The organism is Streptomyces drozdowiczii (genome assembly GCF_026167665.1).
In the GTDB taxonomy this organism is placed as follows: domain Bacteria; phylum Actinomycetota; class Actinomycetes; order Streptomycetales; family Streptomycetaceae; genus Streptomyces; species Streptomyces drozdowiczii_A.
The window spans coordinates 4,827,950-4,845,637 of record NZ_CP098740.1 but is presented as its reverse complement, the minus strand read 5'-3'; the positions used below and the strand labels follow the sequence as shown (position 1 = coordinate 4,845,637).

General features: G+C 72.6%; 15 protein-coding genes and 1 pseudogene. 7 read left to right on the top strand and 9 right to left on the bottom strand.

The annotated features are described in order from the left end of the window. Positions 1–139 precede the first annotated feature (139 nt). Together NEH16_RS21975 and NEH16_RS21970 are read left to right on the top strand one after the other, a co-directional pair. Complete coding sequence (locus NEH16_RS21975; RefSeq protein WP_073965299.1) at positions 140–1,873, top strand: ABC transporter ATP-binding protein; 1,734 nt, start codon at positions 140–142, stop codon at positions 1,871–1,873. Continuing rightward, on the top strand, positions 1,873–3,804 hold the full coding sequence (locus NEH16_RS21970) for an ABC transporter ATP-binding protein (RefSeq protein ID WP_265544493.1): 1,932 nt from the start codon (positions 1,873–1,875) through the stop codon (positions 3,802–3,804). The genes NEH16_RS21975 and NEH16_RS21970 overlap by 1 nt, the downstream gene beginning before the upstream one ends. Positions 3,805–3,851: 47 nt before the next feature. Here NEH16_RS21970 and NEH16_RS21965 read toward each other — a convergent pair whose 3' ends face one another. The 6 genes and pseudogenes from NEH16_RS21965 to NEH16_RS21940 all read right to left on the bottom strand — a co-directional run bounded on the left by NEH16_RS21965 (position 3,852) and on the right by NEH16_RS21940 (position 11,571). Then, a complete protein-coding gene (locus NEH16_RS21965) occupies positions 3,852–4,895 on the bottom strand; it encodes an RNA polymerase sigma factor (protein ID WP_265544492.1) in 1,044 nt (347 codons plus the stop codon). Positions 4,896–5,119: 224 nt separating this feature from the next. Then, entirely contained in the window at positions 5,120–7,027 is a 1,908-nt protein-coding gene (gene dnaG / locus NEH16_RS21960) for a DNA primase (protein ID WP_265544491.1), read from the bottom strand. Positions 7,028–7,133: 106 nt separating this feature from the next. After that, complete coding sequence (locus NEH16_RS21955; protein ID WP_265544490.1) at positions 7,134–8,393, bottom strand: NAD(P)/FAD-dependent oxidoreductase; 1,260 nt, start codon at positions 8,391–8,393, stop codon at positions 7,134–7,136. A 90-nt stretch (positions 8,394–8,483) separates the two neighbouring features. Further along, positions 8,484–9,815, bottom strand: coding sequence for a deoxyguanosinetriphosphate triphosphohydrolase (locus NEH16_RS21950; protein WP_265544489.1), 1,332 nt, complete (start codon positions 9,813–9,815; stop codon positions 8,484–8,486). Positions 9,816–9,861: 46 nt separating this feature from the next. Continuing rightward, positions 9,862–10,658, bottom strand: a pseudogene (locus tag NEH16_RS21945) (sirohydrochlorin chelatase). A gap of 109 nt (positions 10,659–10,767) precedes the next feature. Continuing rightward, positions 10,768–11,571 (bottom strand): Cof-type HAD-IIB family hydrolase, encoded by an 804-nt coding sequence (locus tag NEH16_RS21940; protein WP_265547309.1) that lies wholly within the window; start codon positions 11,569–11,571, stop codon positions 10,768–10,770. Positions 11,572–11,704: 133 nt separating this feature from the next. Here NEH16_RS21940 and NEH16_RS21935 point away from each other — a divergent pair, with 133 nt between their 5' ends. After that, entirely contained in the window at positions 11,705–12,475 is a 771-nt protein-coding gene (locus NEH16_RS21935) for a SanA/YdcF family protein (protein WP_265544488.1), read from the top strand. A 12-nt stretch (positions 12,476–12,487) separates the two neighbouring features. Here the strand turns inward: NEH16_RS21935 and cutA are convergent, their stop codons facing one another. After that, positions 12,488–12,829, bottom strand: coding sequence for a divalent-cation tolerance protein CutA (gene cutA / locus NEH16_RS21930; protein ID WP_265544486.1), 342 nt, complete (start codon positions 12,827–12,829; stop codon positions 12,488–12,490). 67 nt (positions 12,830–12,896) lie between these two features. Further along, entirely contained in the window at positions 12,897–13,520 is a 624-nt protein-coding gene (locus NEH16_RS21925; RefSeq protein WP_265544485.1) for an NADPH-dependent FMN reductase, read from the bottom strand. A 93-nt stretch (positions 13,521–13,613) separates the two neighbouring features. Between NEH16_RS21925 and NEH16_RS21920 the strand changes: the two genes are divergently transcribed. The 4 genes from NEH16_RS21920 to NEH16_RS21905 all read left to right on the top strand — a co-directional run bounded on the left by NEH16_RS21920 (position 13,614) and on the right by NEH16_RS21905 (position 16,822). Beyond that, on the top strand, positions 13,614–14,414 hold the full coding sequence (locus NEH16_RS21920; protein WP_265544484.1) for an aminotransferase class IV family protein: 801 nt from the start codon (positions 13,614–13,616) through the stop codon (positions 14,412–14,414). Between the two features lie 2 nt (positions 14,415–14,416). Beyond that, positions 14,417–14,914: a DUF5990 family protein gene (locus NEH16_RS21915; RefSeq protein WP_265544482.1), complete on the top strand. Its 498-nt coding sequence runs from the start codon at positions 14,417–14,419 to the stop codon at positions 14,912–14,914. Positions 14,915–15,274: 360 nt separating this feature from the next. Beyond that, the gene (locus NEH16_RS21910; RefSeq protein WP_265544480.1) at positions 15,275–16,099 is read left to right on the top strand and encodes a hypothetical protein; all 825 of its coding nucleotides are present in this window, start codon (positions 15,275–15,277) and stop codon (positions 16,097–16,099) included. Positions 16,100–16,198: 99 nt separating this feature from the next. Continuing rightward, complete coding sequence (locus NEH16_RS21905) at positions 16,199–16,822, top strand: class F sortase (protein ID WP_265544478.1); 624 nt, start codon at positions 16,199–16,201, stop codon at positions 16,820–16,822. Positions 16,823–16,825: 3 nt separating this feature from the next. Here the strand turns inward: NEH16_RS21905 and NEH16_RS21900 are convergent, their stop codons facing one another. After that, entirely contained in the window at positions 16,826–17,614 is a 789-nt protein-coding gene (locus NEH16_RS21900) for a sulfite exporter TauE/SafE family protein (RefSeq protein WP_073965584.1), read from the bottom strand. Positions 17,615–17,688: the final 74 nt, after the last annotated feature.

Genomic DNA, 17,688 nt, shown 5'->3' with positions numbered 1-17,688 from the left:
GGTGCGTGCGGAGGGCCGCGAAATTATGGACCGGGTCTGTTTTTTGACCTGGACTTGAATAAAAACGTTCGCGGTCCCGGCGAGCGGTGCCGGAAGATGGGTCGGCTCCCCCGACCTACGCCGACTCCGAGAGACACGCGTGCTCATAAAACTCCTGCGGGCCTATCTCGGTCCGTACAAGAAACCGATCGCGGTGCTGGTCGTCTTCCAGCTGTTGCAGACCTGCGCCACGCTCTACCTGCCGACCCTCAACGCCGACATCATCGACAACGGTGTCGTCCAGGGGGACACGGGCTACATCCTCCAGTACGGCGGCGTGATGATCGTCGTCAGCATCGCCCAGGTGGTCTGCAACATCGGGGCCGTCTACATCGGCGCCCGCACCGCGTCCGCGCTCGGGCGGGACGTGCGGGCGGCGGTCTTCGACCGGGTGCAGTCCTTCTCCTCGCGCGAGGTCGGGCGGTTCGGCGCCCCGTCGCTGATCACCCGTACGACCAATGACGTCCAGCAGATACAGATGCTGGTCCTGATGACGTTCACGCTGATGGTATCGGCGCCGATCATGTGTGTCGGCGGCATCATCATGGCGCTGGGCCAGGACGTGCCGCTCTCGGCGGTACTGCTCGCGGTGGTGCCGGTCCTCGGGATCTCGGTCAGCCTGATCGTGCGGAAGATGCGCCCGCTGTTCCGGCAGATGCAGAAGCGGCTCGACACGGTGAACCGGGTGCTGCGCGAGCAGATCACCGGCAACCGGGTCATCCGCGCGTTCGTGCGGGACGGCTACGAGGAGGGGCGCTTCCGGGGCGCCAACACCGAGCTGACGGACGTGGCGCTGTCCACGGGCCGGCTGATGGCCCTGATGTTCCCGACGGTGATGACCGTCGTGAACGTGTCGTCCATCGCCGTGGTCTGGTTCGGTGCGCACCGCATCGACAGCGGCGGGATGGAGATCGGCGCGCTCACCGCGTTCCTCGCCTATCTGATGCAGATCGTCATGTCGGTGATGATGGCGACCTTCATGTTCATGATGGTGCCGCGCGCCGAGGTGTGCGCCGAGCGCATCCAGGAGGTCCTGGAGACGGAGTCCAGCGTCGTCCCGCCGGTCGAGCCGGTGCGCGAGCTGCGCGCCCACGGGCATCTGGAGGTGCGCGGCGCGGACTTCCGCTACCCGGGCGCCGAGGAGCCGGTGCTGCGGGCGGTGGACCTGGTGGCGCGGCCGGGCGAGACGACCGCGATCATCGGGTCGACGGGCAGCGGGAAGTCGACGCTGCTCGGGCTGGTACCCCGGCTGTTCGACGTGACGGACGGCCAGGTGCTGGTGGACGGGACCGATGTGCGGACGCTGGACCCGGTGCTGCTCGCGAAGACGGTGAGCCTGGTCCCGCAGAAGCCGTACCTCTTCTCGGGGACGGTCGCGACGAACCTGCGGTACGGGAATCCGGACGCGACCGACGAGGAGCTGTGGCACGCGCTGGAGGTGGCCCAGGCGAAGGAGTTCGTCCAGGCCCTGGAGCACGGGCTCGACGCGCCGATCGCGCAGGGCGGCACCAATGTCTCCGGCGGTCAGCGCCAGCGGCTCTCCATCGCGCGGACGCTGGTGCAGCGCCCGGAGATCTACCTCTTCGACGACTCGTTCTCGGCGCTGGACTACGCGACCGACGCGGCGCTGCGGGCGGCGCTCGGGCGGGAGACGGCCGAGGCCACCGTGGTGATCGTGGCCCAGCGGGTCTCCACCATCCGGGAGGCCGACCGGATCATCGTGCTGGACGAGGGGCGGGTCGTCGGGACCGGCACCCATCACGAGCTGATGGACGGCAATGACACGTACCGGGAGATCGTGCTCTCCCAGCTGACGGAAGCGGAGGCCGCGTAATGGCCGGGCCTGGCGGACGCATGATGGCGGGCGGGGCGCCGACCGAGCGGTCCATGGACTTCAAGGGGTCCTCGAAGCGGCTGCTGAGGCGCTTCGCCGTCGAGAAGAACACCCTGTACGTGATGCTGGTCGCGGTCGCGTGCAGCGTCGGGCTCTCCGTGGTCGGCCCGAAGATCCTCGGCAAGGCGACCGACCTGGTCTTCGCCGGGGTCATCGGCCGGTCCATGGACTCCGGGACGACCAAGGAGCAGGCCGTCGAGGGCCTGCGCAGGAGCAACAGCGGCCTGGCCGACATGCTGTCCGGGGTGGACTTCACGCCGGGCCGGGGCATCGACTTCGGCGCGGTCGGCAACGTCCTGCTGGTGGCGCTGGCGGTGTACGTCGGCGCGGGGCTGCTGATGCTGGTGTCGACGCGGCTGTCGATCCGGATCATCAACCGGGTCGTGTTCCAGCTGCGTGAGGACATCCAGACGAAGCTGTCGCGGCTGCCGCTCTCGTACTTCGACCGTGCCAAGCGCGGCGAGGTGCTGAGCCGGGCGACGAACGACATCGACAACATCTCGCAGACGATGCAGCAGACGATGGGCCAGCTCATCAACTCCCTGCTGACGATCATCGGCGTGCTGGTGATGATGTTCTGGATCTCGCCGCTGCTTGCGCTGGTCGCGCTGGTGACCGTGCCGCTGTCGGTGGTCGTGGCGACGAAGGTCGGCAAGCGCTCGCAGCCGCAGTTCGTGCAGCAGTGGAAGGTCACCGGCAAGCTCAACGCCCACATCGAGGAGATGTACACCGGGCACACCCTGGTGAAGGTATTCGGCCGGCAGGAGGAGTCCGCGAAGGACTTCGCCGAGCAGAACGAGGCGCTGTACGAGGCCGGGTTCAAGGCGCAGTTCAACAGCGGGATCATGCAGCCGCTGATGATGTTCGTGTCGAACCTGAACTACGTGCTGATCGCCGTGGTCGGCGGGCTCCGGGTCGCGTCCGGTTCGCTGTCGATCGGTGATGTGCAGGCGTTCATCCAGTACTCGCGGCAGTTCTCGATGCCGCTGACCCAGGTCGCCTCGATGGCCAACCTGGTGCAGTCCGGGGTCGCGTCGGCGGAGCGGATCTTCGAGCTGCTGGACGCCGAGGAGCAGGACGCCGACCCGGCGAAGGGCGAGGGCGAGCACCCCGGCGTCCTGCGCGGCAGCGTCGCTCTGGAGCATGTCTCCTTCCGCTACGACCCGGAGAAGCCGCTCATCGAGGACCTGTCGCTGAACGTCGAACCGGGCCACACGGTCGCGATCGTCGGCCCGACGGGCGCCGGCAAGACGACGCTGGTCAACCTGCTGATGCGGTTCTACGAGGTGACGGGCGGCCGGATCACGCTGGACGGCGTGGACATCGCGAAGATGTCCCGGGCGGACCTGCGCTCCGGCATCGGCATGGTCCTCCAGGACACCTGGCTGTTCGGCGGGACCATCGCCGAGAACATCGCCTACGGGGCCTCCGGCGACGTCGGCCGGGAGCGGATCGAGGAGGCGGCGAGGGCGGCCCACGCCGACCGCTTCATCCGGACCCTGCCGGACGGTTACGACACGGTGATCGACGACGAGGGCACCGGCGTCAGCGCGGGCGAGAAGCAGCTGATCACCATCGCGCGGGCGTTCCTGTCCGACCCGGTGATACTCGTGCTGGACGAGGCGACCAGCTCCGTCGACACCCGGACCGAGGTGCTGATCCAGAAGGCGATGGCGGGTCTGGCGCACGGCCGTACCAGCTTCGTGATCGCGCACCGGCTCTCCACCATCCGGGACGCCGACGTCATCCTGGTCATGGAGAACGGCTCGATCGTGGAGCAGGGCACGCACGACGAACTGCTGGACGCGAAGGGCGCCTACGCCCGGCTGTACGCGGCGCAGTTCGCCCAGGCGGTCGCCGAGGTCGACTGAGCGGCACGGCCGCTTCCGCGGCTGCCTCGGGCGTACGCGACCGCGCGTCAGTCGAGGTAGCCGCGGAGCTGGTCGGCGGAGGCGTGGTCGCGGAGCCGGCTGAGGGTCCTGGACTCGATCTGGCGTATGCGTTCGCGGGTCACGCCGAAGATGCGGCCGATCTCCTCCAGGGTGCGGGGCCGTCCGTCGACCAGCCCGTAGCGCAGCTGGACCACCTTGCGTTCGCGCTCGCCCAGGGTGGAGAGCACATCCTCCAGGTGCCGGCGCAGCAGCAGGAAGGCCGCGGACTCCACGGGGGACGCGGCGTCCCCGTCCTCGATGAGGTCGCCGAGCGAGACGTCCTCCTCCTCGCCGACGGGGGCGTGCAGCGAGATGGGTTCCTGGGCCAGGCGCAGGATCTCGCCGACCCGTTCGGGCGTCAGGTCGAGGTGGGCGGCGACCTCTTCGGGCGTGGGTTCGTAGCCGCGTTCCTGGAGCATGCGGCGCTGGACCCGGACGACGCGGTTGATCAGCTCCACGACGTGGACCGGGACCCTTATGGTGCGCGCCTGGTCCGCGAGGGCGCGGGACATGGCCTGCCGGATCCACCAGGTCGCGTACGTGGAGAACTTGTAGCCGCGGGCGTAGTCGAACTTCTCGACGGCGCGGATCAGCCCGAGGTTCCCCTCCTGGACGAGGTCGAGCATAGTCAGGCCGCGGCCCACGTAGCGCTTCGCCACGGAGACGACGAGGCGCAGGTTGGCCTCGATGAGGCGGCGCTTGGCCGTGCGGCCCATGACGACGAGCCGGTCCAGGTCGACGGCGAGGCGGGTGTCGGGGTCGGGGGTGCGGGCGAGGCGTTCCTCGGCGAACAGGCCGGCCTCGATGCGGCGGGCGAGCTCCACCTCGTCGGCGGCGGTGAGCAGCGGGATGCGGCCGATCTCGCGGAGGTACTGGCGGAACAGGTCCGAGGTGGGCCCGGCCTCCGGTCTCCCGCGCGGCTCCGGGGGCTCGTCCGGCTCCTCCATGACCCCCTCGGGGTGGTCCGCCGCCATGGCCTGTAACGGGACGGCGGGGGCGCGCTCGGCTTCGGTGACGGTCCGGGTCTGCACGGGGGCGACCTCCAGGTGATCGCTGCCGGACCGCGGGGGTGGTGGCCGCGCTCCGATGACTCAGGGCACCGCCCTCAGTGTGGGGTACGACACACAGCTGCCACGAGGGGCGTGCGGTGACTTTCTGAGGTCGTCGCGTGACGGCCCGGTTAGGGCCTGTCGTTTGGGTCGGGCCGGATCAGGGAGCCCGCGAGCCCGGCCCGATCCGAACGACAGGCCCTGCGTCAGAGCGCGTCGGCGCCGTGGTTGCGCAGGGTCTGGGCGTACTGCTGGAGGACCCAGACCTCGTTCTGCGCGGCGGCGAGGTGGTCGGGGGCCACATTGCTGCCGAGGCGGGCCAGGCTGCTCTGGACGTCGTTGATCCGGCGGTCGACGGCGCGCAGGCGGACCTTGACCAGGTGCTCCCCGGCGTAGGTCTCGTCGATGGACTTGCCGTGGAAGACCTCGACCGCCAGCTCGGTGATCAGCTTGCGGACGGACTCGTTGGGCGTGGCGTCGAGCACCCGGACCAGGTATTCGCGGCTGTCGGCGAGGCCCTGTTCGGCGCCGCCCGCCTCCTCGATGCACTGGCGCACGGCGGCGTAGGGCGGTGCGGTGAACTCGTCGGACCCGTAGGCGTCGAAGGCCGGGGCGACCAGCTCGGGGCGCTGGAGGGCGAGCTTGAGGAGTTCGCGCTCGGTGCGGTGGGCAGGGCTGCGGAGGTTGAGCGCGGGGCCCGAGGGGGCGGGCGGGGCCTGGACCTGCTGGTGGCGGGCGCCACCGCGGGCGGCGGGGGCAGGTCCGCGCCGGTCGCCGCCCCGGCCGCGGGCCCACTGGGCGAGCTGGTTGATCCGGTGGACGACGTACTCCTGGTCCAGGATGCCGATGAAGCCGGCCAGCTGGACGGCGACCTCGCGCTGGACGCTGCCCGTCTTGATCTTGGCGACGACGGGGGCGGCCTCGTCCAGCGCGGCGGCGCGGCCGGCCGGGGTCTCCAGGTCGTACCGCCCGACGATCTGGCGCAGCGCGAACTCGAAGAGCGGGGTGCGCGGTTCGACCAGGTCGCGGACGGCGTCGTCGCCCTTCACCAGGCGCAGGTCGCACGGGTCCATGTTGTCCGGGGCGATGGCGATGTACGTCTCGGCGGCGAACTTCTGGTCGTCCTCGAAGGCGCGCAGGGCGGCCTTCTGGCCGGCCGCGTCGCCGTCGAAGGTGAAGATCACGCGGGCGCTGCCGTTGTCCATGAGGAGGCGGCGGAGGATCTTGATGTGGTCGCCGCCGAAGGCGGTGCCGCAGGTGGCGATGGCGGTGGTGACCCCGGCGAGGTGGCAGGCCATCACGTCGGTGTAGCCCTCGACCACGACGGCCCGGCTGGACTTGGCGATGTCCTTCTTGGCCAGGTCGATGCCGTACAGCACCTGGGACTTCTTGTAGATCGGGGTCTCGGGGGTGTTGAGGTACTTGGGGCCGTTGTCGTCGTCGCGGAGCTTGCGGGCGCCGAAGCCGACGACGTCCCCGGCGGTGTCGCGGATGGGCCACATCAGGCGGCCCCGGAAGCGGTCGATGGGACCGCGCCTGCCGTCCTGGGAGAGACCGGAGGTGATCAGCTCCTTGTCGCTGAAGCCCTTGCCGCGCAGGAAGCGGGTGAGGTGGTCCCAGCCGGCCGGGCTGTAGCCGACGCCGAAGTGGGCGGCGGCGGCCTGGTCGAAGCCCCGCTCGGCGAGGAACGTGCGGCCGATCTCGGCCTCGGGGCCGTTCAGCTGGTCCACGTAGAACTGGGCGGCGACCTTGTGCGCCTCGACCAGCCTGATCCGCTCGCCGCGCTGGTGGGAGGGGTTGTAGCCGCCCTCCTCGTAGCGCAGGGTGATGCCGGCCTTGGCGGCGAGCCGCTCGACCACCTCCGCGAAGGTCAGGTGGTCGATCTTCTGCACGAAGGCGATCGTGTCGCCGCCCTCCTGGCAGCCGAAGCAGTGGAAGAGGCCCTTGCTCGGACTGACCTGGAAGGAGGGGGACTTCTCGTCGTGGAAGGGGCAGAGGCCCTTGAGGTTGCCCCCGCCCGCGTTGCGCAGCTGGAGGTACTCGGAAACGACGGCGTCGATCGGGACCGCGTCCCGTACCGCCTTCACATCGTCGTCATTGATCCTGCCTGCCACGCGTCGAAGTCTACGGGGGAGCTCGGACGGGGACGGAGCGGGCGGGGTCGGTTCCGGGCCGGTGCGGGGTGCGGACGGGGAGGTCCGCGCACCGGCCCGGGTCCGCTCAGACCAGGGATTCCAGGGGCACCGAGGGGTCGGCCAGGGCGTCCGGGTCGACGGGCCGGCCGGCCCGGATCAGCTTCTGGATGGGCTCCGTGACGTCCCACACGTTGACGTTCATCCCGGCGAGCACGGTGCGGTCCTTCAGCCAGAACGCGATGAACCGGCGCTTGCCCGCGTCGCCCCGGATGACCACCTGGTCGTAGCTGCCGGGCGGGGCCCAGCCGGAGTACTCCAGGCCCAGGTCGTACTGGTCGGAGAAGAAGTAGGGCACCCGGTCGTAGGCGACGTCCTGGCCGAGCATGGCGCGGGCCGCGGCCGGGCCGCCGTTCAGCGCGTTGGCCCAGTGCTCGACCCGCAGCCGGGTCCCGAGCATCGGGTGGGCGGCGCTCGCCACGTCGCCGGCGGCGTAGATGTGCGGGTCGCTGGTGCGCAGCGAGGCGTCGACGGCGATGCCGCCGCCCTCCTCGCGCGGGGCGATCTCCAGTCCGGCGGCCTCGGCGAGCGCGGTGCGGGGGGCGGCGCCGATGGCGGCGAGGACGTCGTGGGCGGGGTGCTCCTCGCCGTCGTCGGTACGCACCGCGAGGACCATGCCGTCCTGGCCGACGATCTCGGTGAGCCGGCCGCCGAAGTGGAAGCGGACGCCGTGGTCGCTGTGGAGCTCGGTGAAGATCTGGCCCAGCTCGGGGCCGATGACGCGGAGCAGCGGGGTCGCCTCCGGTTCGACCACGGTGACCTCGGCGCCGTAGCCGCGGGCGGCCGCCGCGACCTCCAGGCCGATCCAGCCGGCCCCGGCGATGACCAGGTGGCCGTTGTCGCGGCCGAGGGCGGCGAGGACGTTGCGCAGCCGGTCGGCGTGGGCGAGGCGGCGCAGATGGTGGACACCGGCCAGATCGGTGCCGGGGACGTCGAGGCGGCGGGGTTCGGCGCCGGTGGCGAGGAGCAGCTTGTCGTAGTGGATGACGGTGCCGTCGCCCGTCTCCACGGTGCGCGCCTCGCGGTTCAGGTCGGTGACGGACTGGCCGAGGTGGAGTTCGATCTCGACGCCCGCGTACCAGGCGGTCTCGTGGACGAAGACGGTGTCGCGGTCCTCCTTACCGGTCAGGTACCCCTTGGACAGCGGCGGGCGTTCGTACGGATGGTCGCGCTCGTCGCCGATCAGGATGACCCGGCCGCTGAACCCCTCCGACCGGAGGGTCTGGGCTGCCTTCGCCCCGGCCAGCCCTCCGCCGACGATGACGAACGTCCGATGTGCGTCGACCACTGTGATGCCTCCTCGGTGCTTGCTGCGCGGCGCCAACTGCGAGCGTCCCGCACGCAGCGTAGTGGGGGAAGGGGGTGTGGCCCGATCAGGTCACTCCCGGTGGCGGGCGCCGTCCCGGGTGAGGTGGGCGTGGAGGGTGCGGGCGGAGGCGTCGGTGAGGGCGGCGATCTGGTCGACGAGGACCCGCTTGCGGGCGCGGTCGTCGGGCGCGGTCTCGTACAGCGCGCGCAGCTGCGGTTCGAGCCCTTCGGGGGCGCGGGCGGTGAGCGCGGCGGCCAGTTCGGCGATGACGATGCGCTGGTCGGCGCGGATCTCCTCCTGCTCGGCGCGCTGCATCACGTAACGGTCGGCGATGGCCTTGAGCACCGCGCACTCGTTGCGGGTGGCGCGCGGGACGACCAGCTCGGCGGCGTACCGGCTGAGGCGTCCGGTGCCGTAGCCCTGGCGGGTGGCGGTCTCGGCGGCGAGGCAGAAGCGGCCGATCAGCTGGCTGGTGGCGTCCTTCAGGCGGGCCTGGGCGACGGCGGACCCGTCGTAGCCGTGCGGCCACCACTCCTGGGCGATGAGCCGGTCGAGCGCGTCGGCCAGCTCCTGCGGGTCGGTGTCGGCGGGGACGTAGCGGCCGATGGCGACGTCCCAGATGTCGCGGCGCTCCGGCTCGGCCTCCAGGCAGTTGGGGTCGATGTGGCCCGCGTGCAGCCCGTCCTCGAAGTCGTGCACGGAGTACGCCACGTCGTCGGACCAGTCCATGACCTGGGCCTCGAAGCACTTGCGGTCGCGGGGCGCGCCCTCGCGGAACCACTGGAAGACCGGCAGGTCGTCCTCGTAGACCCCGAATTTGGGCGAGCCGGGGTCGGTGGGGTGGTCGCCCCGGGGCCAGGGGTACTTGGTGGCGGCGTCGAGGGCGGCGCGGGTGAGGTTGAGGCCGACGCTGACCAGGTCGCCGGTGCGGGTGTCGGGGACGAAGCGCTTGGGTTCGAGGCGGGTGAGCAGCCGCAGCGACTGGGCGTTGCCCTCGAAGCCGCCGCAGTCGGACGCGAAGTCGTTGAGCGCCTGTTCGCCGTTGTGGCCGAAAGGCGGGTGTCCCATGTCGTGGGAGAGGCAGGCCGCCTCCACCAGGTCGGGGTCGCAGCCGAGGGCGGCACCGAGCTCGCGGCCGACCTGGGCGCACTCCAGGGAGTGGGTGAGCCGGGTGCGCGGGCTGGCGTCCCAGGCGGGGCCCCGGGTGCCGGGGGTGACGACCTGGGTCTTCCCGGCGAGCCGGCGCAGCGCCGCGGAGTGCAGCACGCGGGCGCGGTCGCGCTGGAAGGCGGTGCGGCCGGGCCGTTTGTCCGGCTCGGGGTCCCAGCGCTCGGCGTCGAACGCGCCGTAGGGCGCCGTACCGGGGTGCTGTGTGCCGTCCGTGCCTTCCGTGCCGTTCATGCGTCCGAGGTTAGTCGGCCCCACCGACAGGACGGGTCAGGACGGGTCAGGCGGAGGCCGCGAAGCGGGTGTTCACAGGTATGTCGGACAGGGCCGTTCCGGCCGTGCGTGCCTCGTCGTACCGGTGCAGGAGCAGCCGGGCCAGCGCGGGGTGGGCGCCGAGGGGGGCCGCGGCGATCCACGGCGCGTGGGCGGCGGCGGCCGAGGCGAAGCGCCCGGGGCGGTGAAGTACGAGGCGACGGCGATCCTGCGGTGGCCCCGGGCGGCGAGCGCGCGCACGGCGGCGGGCACGGTGGGCGAGGCGGCGGAGGCGTACGCGGGCACGACGGGCACGCCGCCGAGCCGTTCCCCGAGGAGCCGTGCGGTATGCCGGGCGTCGGCGGCCGATTCGGGGTCGCGCGACCCGGCGGCGGCGAGGACGACGGCGGTGCCGCGGTCCCCCCGGTCCGAGCCGTCCCAGCCGGCCTCGGTGAGCCGGTCGTGCAGCGCCTCCACCAGCAGCGGGTGCGGCCCGAGCGGCGCGGCGACCCGGGCCCGCAGGGCGGGGGCGGCGGCCACGGAGGCGGGGATGTCGTGCTTGACGTGGTGCCCGCGCCCGAGCAGCAGCGGTACGAGGACGGCCCGGCCGGCACCGAGGGCGTCCAGGGCGTCCGGCAGGAGCGGCGCGTTCAGCTCTATGTGGCCGAGGCGGACGTCGAGCCCGGGGCGCAGTTCGCGGACCCGGTCCAGGAGCGCGGCCACGGCGTGCGGGGTGCGGGGGTCCCGGCTGCCGTGGGCGACGGCGACCAGGGCGGGGACTGCGGACGCCGGGCGGTGCGCGGGAAGGTGCCGGATGCGGTGCATGGGTCGATGGTGGCGGACGCACGTTGCCGGTGCGTTGCATGCCGGTCACGGAGGTTTTCCGCCGCCTCACGGGGGAAGCGCGGCGGCGGCCAGGAGATCCGGCGCGTCCTCAGCCCCTCCCCCGTACCGCGAACAGGTGCTCGATGACCTGGGCCACCCCGTCCTCCTCGTTGGTCCGGGCGTGCGTCTCCACGGCGGCCAGCACCGACGGGTGGGCGTTTGCCATGGCGTACCCCGTACCGGCCCAGGCGAGGACCGTGAGGTCGTTGGGCATGTCGCCGAATGCGATGACGTCCGCCGCCTCGATGCCCCGTTCCGCGCAGAGCATCGCGAGCGCGCCGGCCTTGGTGACGCCGGGCGCGCTGATCTCCAGCAGCCCGCGCCCGCCGGAGTGGGTCAGCTGGACGGTGTCGCCGGCCCCCGGCCGGGCGGCGGCGAGCAGGGTGTCCGCGTCGAGCTGTTCGGTCCAGGCGAGCAGCTTGGTGACGGGGGCTTCGGTGAGCCACAGCTCGGCGAGGGACGCGACGGGGAGTTCGGCACCCTCGTCCTCGGACAGGCGCAGCCGGTAGGCGGGTTCGTAGAAGACCTGGTTGCCGGTCTCCAGGGCGAAGCCGACGCCGGGGACGGCGGCGGCGAGCGCGGTGGCGACCTGCCGGGCGACGGACAGGGACAGCATCTGCGAGGAGACGACGCTGCGGCTCGCTATGTCGTAGACGAGGGCGCCGTTGCTGCACACGGCGGTGCCCACGAGGCCGGTGGCCTCGGCCAGCCGGTCCACGAAGCGGGGCGGCCGGGCGGTCACGATGACGATCTCCGCCCCGGCCTCCTCGGCGGTGCGCAGGGCGCGCAGGGTGCGGGGCGAGAGCGAGCCGTCGCCGCGCAGAAGGGTGCCGTCGAGATCGGAGGCGATCAACCGTGGAAGCGACATCGCCCGATGGTACGCGGACCGCCCGGGCCGGGCCGAGAACCCTTTCGGCCGCCGGATCGTCCAGTAGGGCAGGGGCTGCTGGGCCCAGGGAGCGGGGGGCGGGCGAGTGAGGGTACGGATGCGGCGGACACCGGGAGCCGAGCGGGTGCGGGGCGCCCGGCTGCTGAGAGCCCTGCGGCCCCGGCTGCCCAGGGCATGGCGTCGCCCGGCAGACGGGAATGTGACGACAGGCCCCAGGACCCGTCGCGGGCGGCGGCGGGCCGTGCAGGGGGTGATGGCCGCATGTGTGCTGGCCCTCGCGCCCGCGACCTGGCTGCACATCGTGGCCGATGCCCGGATCAGGACCGTCGAGGACGTGCCCGCGCGGCAGGTCGCGGTGGTGTTCGGGGCGGGGCTGTGGGACGGGAAGCCGTCCCCGTACCTGGCGAACCGGCTGCGGACGGCCGCCGCGCTCTACCGGGAGGGCAAGGTGAAGGTCGTCCTGGTGACCGGGGACAACAGCCGCGTGGAGTACGACGAACCGGACGCGATGCGGGCGTTCCTGGTCGGGAAGGGCGTGCCGGACGACCGGATCGTCAGCGACTTCGCGGGCTTCGACACCTGGGACTCGTGCGTGCGGGCGAAGAAGATCTTCGGCGTGGACCGGGCGGTGCTGGTGAGCCAGGGCTTCCACATCCGCCGGGCCATCGCGCTGTGCCGGGCGGCGGGGATCGACGCGTACGGGGTCGGGGTGGACGCCGAGCACGACGTCACCTGGTACTACGGCGGGACGCGGGAGGTGTTCGCGGCGGGGAAGGCGGCGCTCGACGCCCTGTTCGAGCCGGACCCGCACTTCCTGGGCCCCCGCGAACGGGGCGTGGACGACGCGCTGGCGGCGGCCTCCCGCTGACCGGGGGCGGCCTCAGACCGAGGTGACCGGGGCCGTCTCGGCGGAGACCCAGCCGAGGTAGCGGGCGCTGCCCCGGAGGATCGGGAGGGCGATGATCTCCGGGGTCTCGTAGTCGTGCGCCTCCTGGAGATGGGCCTCCAGCTCCTCGTAACGCTCGGCCGTCGTCTTGCAGAACAGCTGCCACTCCTCGGTGGCCTCGACGGCGTTCTGCCAGCGGTAGACGGAGGTGACGGGCGCGGAGATCTGTACGCACGCGGCGAGCCGCGCCTCGACCAGCCCCCGCGCCAGTGCCCTGGCCTTCTCCTCGCTGTCCGTCGTGGTCAGTACGGTCAGCCATGCGGGCGTCGTCGTCACGTCGGCCTCTCCTCGCGGTGGTGGGCGGTCCCCCACCGATTGTGGGGTCCCGCCTCCCGCCGCGCCATCAGCCGCCGTACGGGTGGGCCCTCCTCGCGTCCCGCAGCGCGCGGCCCCACCAGACGAGCTGGTCGAGCAGCGTCTTCACGGCGGCGTCCGGGGCCGCCGGGTCGCGGTGCCTGCCCGCGTCGTCGAACTGGGCGCCGGCGTTGTGGAAGGAGACGGTGTCGCGGATCGAGACGGAGTGCAGTTCGGCGAAGACCTGGCGCAGGTGCTCGACCGCGCGCAGTCCGCCGGAGACCCCGCCGTAGGAGACGAACGCGACGGGCTTGGCCTGCCACTCGTCGCGGTGCCAGTCGATGAGGTTCTTCAGGGGCGCCGGGTAGGAGTGGTTGTACTCGGGGGTGACGACGACGAAGGCGTCCGCGTCGGCCAGCCTGGCCGAGACCCCGGCCACCACCTCCCGGGCGTCGCCCTCCAGGCGGTAGGAGAGGGCGGTGGGCAGATCGAGGGCGGCGACGTCGACCACGTCCGTTTCGATCGCGGGATGGGCGTCGGCGTGGGCGAGGAACCAGTCGGCGATGACGGGGGCGAACCGGCCCTCGCGGTTGCTGGAGAGGATGACGGCCACCTTCAGCGGGGCGGTCTCGGGCAGGGCGGTGGCGGTGGATTCCGCGGTGATGAGGTCCATGGCGAAGACGTTCGACCATCAACCATGGTTGAGGTCAAGCGTGATCGGGAACGGGCCTCCCGCCGGGTGCCGGCGGCCGCATACCGTGGCCGCATGACGACTCCAGCAGCGGCGGCCCTCCCGTACGCCGAGTTCGACGGCCGGCCCGCCACCGAGGACGATCTGGGCCGGGCGCTGTTCTTCAACTACGGCCACTTCACGGCGATGCAGGTACGCGGGGGCCGGGTGCGCGGCCTGGATCTGCACCTGGCCCGGCTGGACGCGGCCAACCGCGAGCTGTTCGAACTCCCCCTGGACGGGGACCTGGTGCGCCGGCTGATCCGGCACGCCCTGGAGAGCGCGGGCACGGCGGACGCCTCGGTGCGGGTGCACGCGTATCTGCCGCCGGGGAACACCGCGACGACCGTCATGGTGGCGGTACGGGAACCGGGCGGAATGGACCCCGCGCCGAAGAGCCTGATGTCCGTCCCGTTCGCCCGGACCGCCGCGCACCTCAAACGGCCCGGCGAGTTCGGCCAGACCTACTACGCGAACCTGGCCCGCCGCGCCGGTTACGACGACGCGCTGCTGACCCTGCCCGACGGCTCGGTGACCGAGGGGGCGGTCAGCAACATCGGCTTCTGGGACGGCACGGCGGTCACCTGGCCGCAGGCCCCGGCCCTGTCCGGCGTGACCATGGGCGTCCTGGAGCGCGGACTCCCGGGCGCGGGCCTGAAGTCGCTGCGCCGGCCGGTCACCCTGGACGGGCTCGGCGCCTTCCGCTCGGCGTTCCTCACCAACTCGCTGGGCATGGCCCCGGTCGCCCGCATCGACGGCACGGCGTTCACGGTCGACGCGGAGCTGATGGGGCGCCTGGCCGAGGCGTACGAGGCGGCGCCGGGCGAGGCGGTCTGACCGTGGAGGCTCCCCTGCTGGTCCACATCGAGGGATCACGTCTGCCCGGGCGCTCCAGCCCGGCCGGGCCCGGCTTCCCCGGCTTCCCCGGCTTCCCCGGCTACGAGAACATCCACGTAGGCGTCCAGCGCAAGGACCGCCCCGGCGAACTCCTCGGCCCGACCCCGGGGGACGCGCCGGGCGCCCGCTGGACGCTGGAGTGCACGGCGGCCGAGGACGCGGACGGGGTCGCGGTCCGGGGGCCGTATGTGCAGAACCGGCTCGGCGGGCGCTTCGTCTACCTGTCCTGGGGGACGGTCGACGCGGATGGCCTCTTCACGATGTTCCGGCGGGCCAAGCTGCTCTTCGCCGACGTCGACGCGGCGGTCCTGGCGGCGGCGGTGCGCTCGGGGCATCTCACCGCCCGGCTTCCGCTCTCGGACGCCGAGGGGCGGCCGCTCTGCGGGCGGGTCCGGCCGCCGGTGGTCGTGTGGTCGGCCGCCGCACCGGGGCGCCCCTGACGCAGTCCGCCCCCTCCGGACCCAGGGGGGGGAGGTCGGGAGGGGGCGTCGGCCGGGGGCGGCAGTGCGCGCCGTCCCGTGGGGGGTTGTGATGCGTGTTCCCGCTCAGCGCCGCCTCACGCGTGTGATGTACGCCACATTGCCCGGCGGGCCCGTCACCCGAACGGCACCAGGGCGACACGGACCGTATCCCCTGCCCGCCAACACCCTCGTGACCTGCGGCGACACCGCTTGGCAAGGAGGGCGCGCCGGGCCGTACGGGTGAGAGCTGACTCGGTGTCAGCAGGCATGGGGGCCGGTCCGGCTGTTGGCTCGGAGCCAGGACACACCCGCCAGCGCCCCTTGCTCGGAGGAAACCCCATGCGCCGTCCTGCCCGACTCGTGACCGGCACCGCCGCCGCGGCCCTGGCCGCCGCCGCGCTCGGCCTCAGCGCCGCCGCCCCGTCCGCGTACGGGGACGAGACGGCACCCCTGAGGATCACCCCCGCCAGCGCCGCGCCGGGTGCCACGGTCACCGTGGACACCACCGCCTGCGGCGGCGACAGCGCCGCCACCGGTGACGCGAGCGCGCTGGACGCTCCGGAGTTCCCGCTGGCGCCCGTCTCCCTCGAAGAGGCCCTGGCCGGCTCCTTCCGGGTACCGGGCAGCGTCGCGCCCGGCTCGTACGGCATCGGTGTGGACTGCGCGAACGGCAAGAAGGCCACCGGTGAGATCGAGGTGAAGGCCGCGGGCTCCTCGCGCGACGAGGGCGCCGAGGGCACCGAGGACGCCGCGGGCACCGCCGACTCACCCGCGTACGACTTCTCCGACATCGAGGGGCTGGGCGGCGACGAGGACACGGAGGGCCTGGACGGCCTCGACGCCGAGGCCGCCGGTTCCGGCCTCGTCCCGGACGCCCCCGCCGAGGCCGGCCGCACCACGCCCACCGAGCGCCCCGCCCCCACCGGCCGCCCGACCGGATCATCCGACTGGGACGACAGCGGGTCCGGGCGCGAGACGCCTTCCGGGCACCGGACCTCGGCCGCGCCCACCGCCCCCTCGGGGCACGTGAAGACCGGAGTCGGCGGCAGCGTCGGCCCGGACACCACCCAGATCGCGGCGGGAGCCGGCGTACTCGCCGCTGCCGCCGTCGGCGGAGCCTGGCTCCTGCGTCGCCGGGCGAGCGGCACGCGGGACGCCGGCTGACGGAGGCATCCACCCCTCCGTACCGCCCGGTGTCCGTCCCGGTGGCCGCGCGCCACCGGGACGGGACCGTTTCCCGCTTCCGCACCCCGGAGGACCACCGTGTCCCAGAAGGCCAAGGGCTGGCTGCTCGTCGTGGTGGCGCTGGCCGGTGTCTGGCTGATCCAGAACGGCGCGGGCACCCGGCTCACCCCGCCGGGCCCGGCCGCGGCCCAGGCGTTCGCCGCCGGGCCCGCCCTGCTGCCCGGCTCCCCGGTCGCCGAGCCGCTGCGCCCCTCCGCGCCCGTACGCATCCGGATTCCCGCCATCCGGGTCGACGCGCCGATGATGCGGCTCGGGCTCGGGGCGGACGGCAGCCTGGACGTGCCGCCGGCCGGGAACACGGACATCGTCGGCTGGTACAAGGACGGCACGCCGCCGGGCGCCAAGGGCACCGCGATCGTCGCCGGCCATGTCGACAACGCGGAGGGCCCGTCGGTCTTCTACGACCTGGGCTCACTGAAGAAGGGCAGCACCGTCGAGGTGGACCGGCAGGACGGCCGTACCGCCGTCTTCACGCTCGACGCGATCGAGGTGTACGAGAACGACGACTTCCCCGACCAGCGGGTCTACGGCGCCTCCGCGCACGCCTCGCTGCGGCTGATCACCTGCGGCGGCGGATACTCCGAGGCGACCGGCTACCGGGGGAACGTGGTGGCGTACGCCCACCTCACGAGCGTCCGCTGACGCTCAGCTCTGCCACTGGTCGAACCCGAGCTTCGCCACCAGCGAGAACACCACCACCAGCAGCACCCCGCGCACGAACTCGCTGCCCTTGCGCAGCGCCATCCGCGCGCCCAGCAGCCCGCCCGCCAGGTTGAACACCGCCATCAGCGCCGCCAGCTGCCACAGCACGTTGCCCTGGTAGGCGAACATGGCGAGCGCCCCGGCGTTGGTGCAGACGTTGACGATCTTCGCGGTGGCCGACGCGGTCACCAGGTCGAGGTGGAGCACGGCGGTCAGGGCGAGCACCAGGAAGGTGCCCGTACCGGGTCCGAACAGCCCGTCGTACAGGCCGATCCCGCCGCCCACCAGGACGATCGCGGTGATCCTGCGGGCCCGGGTGACCTGGGGCGGGACGCCGTCCCCGGCGGCCCGGCCGAACTGGGGCCGCAGCATCACGAACGCGGCGACCGCCAGCAGCACCACCATGATCACCGGCCGCAGCACCTCGCTGCTGATCCCGGCGGCGAAGAACGCGCCGGTCATCGAACCGGCCAGGGCCGCCAGCCCGATCCGGACCGCCGTGCCCACCTTCACCGGCGCCTTGCGGGCGTAGGTGACGGCCGCGCCCGAGGTGCCGACGATGGCGACCGCCTTGTTGGTGCCGAGGATCTGCGCGGCCGGCAGGTGCGGCAGACCGAGCAGCAGCGCGGGCAGCAGGAGCAGTCCGCCGCCCCCGACCACCGCGTCGACCCAGCCCGCCGCCCCGGCGGCGAGGCACAGCACGACAAGGGTGGTCAGGGTGATGTCCGGCATGGGCACGACCCTATGGAGCAGATGCGTGCACCGTCCAACCGTTCCGGGGCCGCACCGGGAAAGTTGAGCCAACT

Coding starts and splice junctions, on each gene's coding strand:
- NEH16_RS21970 (WP_265544493.1), top strand. CDS start 1,873: ATGGCCGGGCCTGGCGGACGCATGATGGCGGGCGGGGCGCCGACCGAG.
- NEH16_RS21950 (WP_265544489.1), bottom strand. CDS start 9,815: ATGAACGGCACGGAAGGCACGGACGGCACACAGCACCCCGGTACGGCG.
- NEH16_RS21935 (WP_265544488.1), top strand. CDS start 11,705: ATGCGGCGGACACCGGGAGCCGAGCGGGTGCGGGGCGCCCGGCTGCTG.
- NEH16_RS21925 (WP_265544485.1), bottom strand. CDS start 13,520: ATGGACCTCATCACCGCGGAATCCACCGCCACCGCCCTGCCCGAGACC.
- NEH16_RS21920 (WP_265544484.1), top strand. CDS start 13,614: ATGACGACTCCAGCAGCGGCGGCCCTCCCGTACGCCGAGTTCGACGGC.
- NEH16_RS21910 (WP_265544480.1), top strand. CDS start 15,275: ATGCGCCGTCCTGCCCGACTCGTGACCGGCACCGCCGCCGCGGCCCTG.
- NEH16_RS21900 (WP_073965584.1), bottom strand. CDS start 17,614: ATGCCGGACATCACCCTGACCACCCTTGTCGTGCTGTGCCTCGCCGCC.